This window comes from Streptomyces sp. N35, from assembly GCF_016464295.1.
Classification (GTDB): domain Bacteria; phylum Actinomycetota; class Actinomycetes; order Streptomycetales; family Streptomycetaceae; genus Streptomyces.
Genome location: NZ_JAEIMH010000168.1, coordinates 1 through 6,026, shown reverse-complemented (window position 1 = coordinate 6,026; position 6,026 = coordinate 1). Strand labels below are relative to the sequence as shown.

The following is a 6,026-nucleotide window of genomic DNA, read 5'->3' as shown; positions in this document are numbered from 1 at the left end:
CCCGGCAACGCGGCAGCCGGGGGGGGGGGGGGGGGGCGGGCACCCGGGCGGGGGGGGCGGGGGGGGGGCCCCCGCGTGGGATCAACTCCTCAGCCCGCCGACGGCGCATCCCCCGGCTCAGCCTGCAGCTCATCCGTACACGGATACTCCCGCACCCCGGCCCCCGCCTCCACACCCCCGAGGAACACGGACTCCGACCCCGCCCCCACCCCGTGCACCAACGTGCAGACCACCTGGGCCAACGCAAGCGGCGCCAACCGCTCAGGCGCCGTACTCAGCCGCAGCGCCTGAGCCGGATCACCCTCCCGAGGCCCCCGCACCTTGATCACGGACCGCACGTCGGACGTGAACCCAGCCTTCGCCTCCGCCGCGGACGGCTCCTCCCGCAACTCGTCGAGCAACGCCTGAGCCACATCCACCCGGTCATCCGCCGCACGCCCGTCCCCGAGCCGCACCGACCGGTCCACACCCACCAGCTGAGCCCCGCAGATCAGAAAGACCTGCATGGGCAGCCCGCCGGCCGCCTGAGCCGCCACATCGGCCCCCGCCGTCGTGCACGGCACCCGCGAAGGCGCCGCCCCGAACTCGGTCGGCACCTCGGTGGCCCGGATCCCGCACCCGGAGAGCAGCACCGCCCCGACGGAAAGGAGCACCGCACAAGCCCGCCGCCTCATCGCGCCCCCTCCGCGGCCGGAGAGGCACCGGACTCCGCGGCGTCCGCGGCCTCCTCGGGTTCGACCGACCCCGGGGCCTCCTGCGGCAGCCGCAACGTGAACACCGCACCGCCCTCGGGCGAGTTGGCCGCGGTGATCTCCCCGCCGTGGATATGCGCGTTCTCCAGCGCGATGGAGAGACCGAGCCCCGACCCCTCCGACCGGGGCCGCGAAGCACTCGCCTTGTAGAACCGGTCGAACACATGCGGAAGGACGTCCTCCGGGATCCCCGGCCCGTGGTCACGTACCGAGATCACGATGTCCGCCCCCGCCTCGCCGTCCCCGTCCACGCTCTCCTTGCGCACCGAGACCCGTACCGGAGACCCGCCGTGCTTGAGCGCATTGCCGATCAGATTCGCCAGGATCACATCGAGCCGGCGCGGATCGAGCCGCGCCATGGTGCCCCGCTCGGCGTCCAGTTCCACCGCGTCCAGCCAGGCCCGTGCGTCGATACAGGCCGTGATCTGGTCCGCGAGCTCCACATCGTCGAGTACGAGCCGGGCCGTCCCCGCGTCGAAGCGGGTGACCTCCATCAGGTTCTCCACCAGGTCGTTGAGCCGCCGGGTCTCGCTGACGACCAGCCGTACCGCGGGAGCGATCATCGGGTCGAGGCTGTCCTCTTCCTCCTCGAGAACCTCCGTCACGGCCGTGATCGCCGTCAGCGGCGTACGCAGCTCATGGGACATGTCCGCGACGAAGCGCCGGCTGGACTCCTCCCGCGCGCTCATGTCCGCGACCTTCTTCTCCAGGGACTCGGCGGTCCGGTTGAACGTCCGCGAAAGCTCCGCCAGTTCATCCGTCCCCGACACCCGCAACCGCGTGTCCAGCTTCCCCTCGCCGAGCCGCCGCGCGGCAACGCCAAGGCGGTGTACGGGTTTCAGCACCGTCGTCGCCGCGGCCTGCGCGAGCAGCGCCGCACCGATCAGCGCCAGCGTCGTGGCGATCCCGAGCGACCAGGCGAGCGAACTGAGGTCCTTCTGCTCGGGCGCGAGCGACTTGAGCATGTACCCGGTCGGCCCGTCACCGAGCACCCGCGTACCGCCCACGAGATACGGCGTCCCGTCCAGCTGTGTGCGCTGCCAGAACATCCGGTACGCGGCCGGCCCGCCGCCGGACGGCTCCTGCGGCTCGTTCACCGCGTCCTGCAGCGACTCGGGCACATCGCCGAGCGCGAACGCGGTGGGGGACCCGGCCTTCGCGGAGACCTCCCTGCCGTGCGCGTCCTTGGCGATCAGGATCACGCTGTACTGCTGGCCGCTGCGCGCCATGGCCAGCGCGGCGTCCTGCAGTTCGGCCCGGCCCGGATCGGGCCCCAGGGTCGCCGCCCGGTTCTGCATCTCCTCCTGGAAGTCATTGAGCGCCGCGTCCTGGGTGCGGGTGAGCAGGGCTTCGCGATTGAGCCAGTACGCGATCCCCGAAGCGGTCACCGCGGCGGTCAGCGCCACAAGCCCGAACACCACCACGAGGCGCAGCCGCAGACTGGTGAAGCGCAGCTTCGCCGCCACCTTGCGGCCCCAAGTCGGAGCGGTCCGGTCGGAGTTCGACGTCACTGAGGCGTATCCAAGCGATAACCCACGCCGCGCACCGTACGGATCAGCGTCGGCGAGGACGGCACGTCCTCCACCTTGGCGCGCAGCCGCTGCACACACGCGTCCACGAGCCGGGAGTCACCGAGATAGTCGTGCTCCCATACGAGACGCAGCAACTGCTGCCGGGACAGCGCCTGTCCGGGCCTGCGGCTCAGCTCGAGCAGCAGCCGCAGCTCGGTGGGCGTCAGCTGCAGATCCTCGCCGTTCTTGGTGACGGTCATCGCCGACCGGTCGATCACCAGCGACCCGAACGTGGCCGAGTCGTTGGCCTCGCGTTCACCACGGCGGAGGACCGCGCGGATCCGGGCGTCTAGCACCCGGCCCTGCACGGGCTTGACCACATAGTCGTCCGCGCCCGACTCCAGGCCGACCACGACGTCGATGTCGTCATTGCGCGCGGTGAGCAGAATGATCGGCAGCTGGTCCGTGCGCCGGATACGCCGGCACACCTCGAAGCCGTCGATGCCGGGCAGCATCACATCCAGCACGATGAGGTCGGGCCGCTGCTCGCTGAGCAGCTTCAGACCGTCCTCGCCGGTGGCAGCCGTGGCCACCCGATGACCCTGGCGTGTCAGTGACATCTCCAGGGCCGTCCGGATGGCGTCGTCGTCCTCGATCAGCAACAGGGAAGGCACAGAGGTCATTCTGGCCCATCCCAGGGCGCCGTATCGACAGTTGGGCAGCTCCCGCACTCAACCCCCGTAGGTCCTACGTAAAGACACAGCCCCCTGTGACAGGTCTGTGACAGTTGGCTGACACCGCCGTCGAAGTGGCCGGGCAGAGTTCTCATCACACGGCAAGCCCGGCAAGAAAACGGACTCCACGACGGGGGGCGCGAGATGAACACGCTGCACAGCACCAGCACAAGCGCAGTTGTCACGCGTCTGCACGATGTCGCGAAGTCCGGCAACGGGGGGCTTGAGAAGTCCGGCGCCGTGAGCGGGCGGGGGTGCGCTCGTGGTGCCGGACGTCAGCACACCGGTTACATGACGGTCGTCGACGTGGCGTCGGCGTCCGGGGTGACTGACGGGGGAGCCGCGTACAGGGAGGCCTCGGGGGAGCAGGTGCCCTGCTCGGAAGCGGAGTTCACCGCCTACGTCCAGGAGCGCCGCGCCTCCCTGTACGCCACCGCCTACCACCTCACCGGTGACCGTTTCGAGGCGGAGGACCTGCTGCAGAGCGCGCTGTTCTCCACGTACAAGGCCTGGGACCGGATCTCGGACAAGGCCGCGGTCGGGGGATATCTCCGCCGCACCATGACGAATCTGCACATCAGCGCGTGGCGCCGCCGCAAGCTGAACGAGTACCCGACCGAGGAGCTGCCGGAGACGGTCGGTGACACGGACGCGATGCGCGGCACCGAGCTGCGCGCGGTCCTGTGGCAGGCGCTGGCCCGGCTGCCGGAACTCCAGCGGACGATGCTGGTCCTGCGCTACTACGAGGGCCGCACCGACCCGGAGATCGCCGACATCCTCGACATCAGCGTCGGCACGGTGAAGTCCAGCATCTGGCGCTCGCTGCGCCGGCTGCGCGAGGACGAGGTCCTCGCCTTCGGCCGTGACCAGGAGGAGTGCTTCGGCGAACTGGTCGCCTGAGCCGCCGCTTCACCTGCTTCATCTGCTTCATCATCGAGTTGTCGGTCGCCGTCCCCGGGGGGAGGCGGTGACCGAGTGGGGGTCCGAGGTCTCGCGAGAGGCCCCGGGAAAGCCCGTCGGGATCGGGGGATACCTACGGGCGAGCAAGGGGGGAACGGGGAAAGCGGGGGGCTCCCACGGGGGACGTGGGGGAGCCGCAAGGCAGCGGGACCGGAGAGGCCGGGGGGTCTTTTCCGGTCCCTTTGCCGTTTTACGGAGCTGTTTGCCGTCTTGCCCTCGTGCCGTCTGCCGTCTTGCCTTCGTGCCGTCCTGCCGTCTGCCGAGCTGCCTGCCGTCTTACGTCGCCGTCGTACGGGCCTTCCGGCATCGGCCGGCGGCCGCGGCGGCGAGGCGGCCCAGAGCCTCCTCCTTGTTGCAGGCGTGGGCGCCGAGGGCGACCTGGCGGGCGACGATCGTGCGTTCGGAGCGCATCAGGCGCCAGCCGCGGCGCAGGAGGAAGAGCACGGACTTGCGGCCTTCCTTCAGGTCCCGGAGGAATCGACGTCGGAACGTGGTGGACGGCCGGCCGCGCAGACACAGCGCGTCCGCGAGGACGCCCAGCTCACGGCAGCGGTCGACGAGCTCGGCCGCGAAGACCCCCTCGGCGATGAACAGGGGCGTGCGCTCGATGTCGAGCGACTCCTCGCCCGTGCGCGAGCTGGTGGCGAGGTCGTAGACGGGCACGCGCGTACGTCCCGTACGGCAGAGCTCGACGATCGCCGCGACGGCGATGTCGGCGTCCCAGGAGGCGGGGGCGTCCCAGTCGATGTCCGTGCCGCCCGCCACGACCGGCAGGGTCGGGTCGTCGCCCTCTTTGTAGAAGTCGTCGAGGCGCAGCACCGGCAGACCGGAGCGGGCCGCGAGGCGCGATTTGCCGCCGCCGGAGGGGCCGCACAGCAGGACGACGCGGGTGGGTATCGGAGGGTGGGAGCTCACGGAACACCAGTGTGAGGCATGAGCCCGTTCGGCTCATCCTGGCGTACGTCCTTTGAAACGCACCTCACACCTCAACTACGCTGCGTTGCCTCACGATTACCGCACGAGGTGACCTCATGGCTCGACTGGTACGACGCAATACAGCCCGGCACGCGGCGCCGAGGCGGGGTGGCGGGGCGGTGGCCCGGGCAGGGCTCGTCGCGTCCGTGGCCGGGGTGGCGCTGGGGGTGTCCGCGGGTGGGGCGAGTGCGCTCGGGATGCCGCTCTCGCTCGGGCTCGGTACGCCGGTGGGTGACGTGGACTCGGCGAGTCCGGCCGAGGCGGTCACGGATGCGGTGGGGTTCGCGGTCCGTCCGGCGCGGGATCTTCGGCTCGATCCGTTGGCGGGTACGGGTGTGGATCCGCTGGACAACGCGGTGGGTACGCAGCTCGCCGACTTCAAGCCGGTGAGCTCGGCGCTGGTCACGGGCCCGCTCGCCTCGGGCGGCTCCCTGGACGACCTCCCCCTCTTGGACCGGGCGTCGGGAGTGCTGCCGGGCTGAGGGGCTGACGCCACGGGGTCTCCGCCCCCGGACCTCCGCTGGTGACTTACGCCCCCAGGCCCCCGGGCTTGGGGGCTGCTTCGTGTGCGGCTGTCGGCTGGGGCGTCTCGGGTTCTGCTTCGTGTCTGGCTGTCTGTCGGCCGGGGTGCGGGAGTATCCGTGTACGGATGAGCTGCAGGCTGAGCCGGGGGATGCCCCGTCGGCGGGCTGAGGGGTTGATCCCACGGGGGCTCCGCCCCCGGACCCCCGCTGGTGGCTTTCGCCCCCAGGCCCCCTGGGTCGGGGTGCTGCTGTCGTGTGCGGCTGTCGGCCGGGGCGTCTCGGGTTCTGCTTCGTGGGCGGCTGTCGGCCGGGTGCGTGCTGCGCCTGTGGCTTGGTTGTGAGGGCCGCTTCGGGCGCGGCTTCCTGCCGGTGCGTTCTGCTCGCGTGCGGTTTCGTGTGCTTCTGCCTGTCGGTGCGTTCTGCGCGTTGCGGTTTCGGGTGCGGCTTTCCGCCGGTGCGTTGTGCGCGTGCGGTTTCGTCGTGGGTCGGGGCCGGGGGGGGGGGCGTGGGCGTTCGGGCAATGGCACCGGTCCCCCCAAGGGGTGCCGCCGGCGCCGGGGGGGCCCCGGT

At 71.0% G+C, this 6,026-nt stretch carries 6 protein-coding genes; 2 read left to right on the top strand and 4 right to left on the bottom strand.

Annotated features, from left to right (window positions below):
• Positions 1-89: 89 nt before the first annotated feature.
• The 3 genes from JAO81_RS41335 to afsQ1 are packed head-to-tail and all read right to left on the bottom strand — an operon-like array spanning position 90 to position 2,937.
• On the bottom strand, positions 90-674 hold the full coding sequence (locus JAO81_RS41335; RefSeq protein WP_199553159.1) for a hypothetical protein: 585 nt from the start codon (positions 672-674) through the stop codon (positions 90-92).
• Positions 671-2,263 carry a HAMP domain-containing sensor histidine kinase gene (locus JAO81_RS41330; protein ID WP_199553158.1) on the bottom strand — a complete coding sequence of 531 codons (1,593 nt, stop codon included), beginning with the start codon at positions 2,261-2,263 and terminating at the stop codon, positions 671-673. Before JAO81_RS41330 ends, JAO81_RS41335 begins: the two co-directional genes overlap by 4 nt.
• On the bottom strand, positions 2,260-2,937 hold the full coding sequence (gene afsQ1, locus JAO81_RS41325; protein ID WP_187818216.1) for a two-component system response regulator AfsQ1: 678 nt from the start codon (positions 2,935-2,937) through the stop codon (positions 2,260-2,262). The genes JAO81_RS41330 and afsQ1 overlap by 4 nt, the downstream gene beginning before the upstream one ends.
• 204 nt (positions 2,938-3,141) lie before the next feature.
• Here afsQ1 and JAO81_RS41320 point away from each other — a divergent pair, with 204 nt between their 5' ends.
• Complete coding sequence (locus JAO81_RS41320) at positions 3,142-3,897, top strand: SigE family RNA polymerase sigma factor (RefSeq protein ID WP_199553157.1); 756 nt, start codon at positions 3,142-3,144, stop codon at positions 3,895-3,897.
• 336 nt (positions 3,898-4,233) lie between these two features.
• On the opposite strand, the gene JAO81_RS41315 is transcribed toward JAO81_RS41320, so the two are convergent.
• A complete protein-coding gene (locus JAO81_RS41315; protein ID WP_307814228.1) occupies positions 4,234-4,872 on the bottom strand; it encodes an ATP-binding protein in 639 nt (212 codons plus the stop codon).
• A 116-nt stretch (positions 4,873-4,988) separates the two neighbouring features.
• On the opposite strand from JAO81_RS41315, the gene JAO81_RS41310 reads away from it, so the two are divergent.
• Positions 4,989-5,414 carry a hypothetical protein gene (locus JAO81_RS41310; RefSeq protein WP_233416645.1) on the top strand — a complete coding sequence of 142 codons (426 nt, stop codon included), beginning with the start codon at positions 4,989-4,991 and terminating at the stop codon, positions 5,412-5,414.
• Positions 5,415-6,026: the final 612 nt, after the last annotated feature.

Excerpts from the sequence above, each read along its gene's own strand:
- JAO81_RS41335 (WP_199553159.1), bottom strand. The coding sequence starts at position 674 with ATGAGGCGGCGGGCTTGTGCGGTGCTCCTTTCCGTCGGGGCGGTGCTG.
- JAO81_RS41320 (WP_199553157.1), top strand. The coding sequence starts at position 3,142 with ATGAACACGCTGCACAGCACCAGCACAAGCGCAGTTGTCACGCGTCTG.
- JAO81_RS41310 (WP_233416645.1), top strand. The coding sequence starts at position 4,989 with ATGGCTCGACTGGTACGACGCAATACAGCCCGGCACGCGGCGCCGAGG.